The following is a 388-nucleotide window of genomic DNA, read 5'->3' as shown; positions in this document are numbered from 1 at the left end:
CATGCCCGGGCCAGCTGCACGGCCTGGTCGGCCTCGTTCTGGCGCAACGCTTGGATGATCTGGTCTTGCATGGCGGTCCGGTTCAAGGGCAAACCCGCATTGTAGCGGCCTGCGCGCCCGTGCCGGTTCAGCCTTGCAGCACGCGCCGCAGCCGCTGCGCCACCCAGCGTTCGGAGAAGCCATCCCCCCGCCAGTTTTCCAGGACGCCGCAGTGGCCTCCCCAGCAGGCGGTTTCCAGGTGCGCCTGGCGCGGCAGCTGCCAGTCGCTGAAGGTCGCGTACGGGATCACCGGATCGTCCTGCGCCATCAGGATGTCGGCCGGCACCTGCAGCGTGGCCAGGCGATCGCCGGCGATCGAGTAACCATCGAAATAGGCCTGCAACGAGCC

General features: G+C 68.3%; 1 protein-coding gene. It reads right to left on the bottom strand.

Going from position 1 to position 388, the window contains the following annotated elements; genetic code table 11:
* Positions 1 to 127: 127 nt before the first annotated feature.
* The coding region (locus EN850_RS34030; protein WP_210238021.1) for a hypothetical protein at positions 128 to 388 on the bottom strand (261 nt) is incomplete at its 5' end.

The sequence above is a fragment of the Mesorhizobium sp. M8A.F.Ca.ET.207.01.1.1 genome, from assembly GCF_004794715.1.
Lineage (GTDB): Bacteria > Pseudomonadota > Alphaproteobacteria > Rhizobiales > Rhizobiaceae > Mesorhizobium.
Note: the sequence above shows the minus strand (reverse complement) of the source record. Positions and strands in the feature narration are given on the sequence as shown.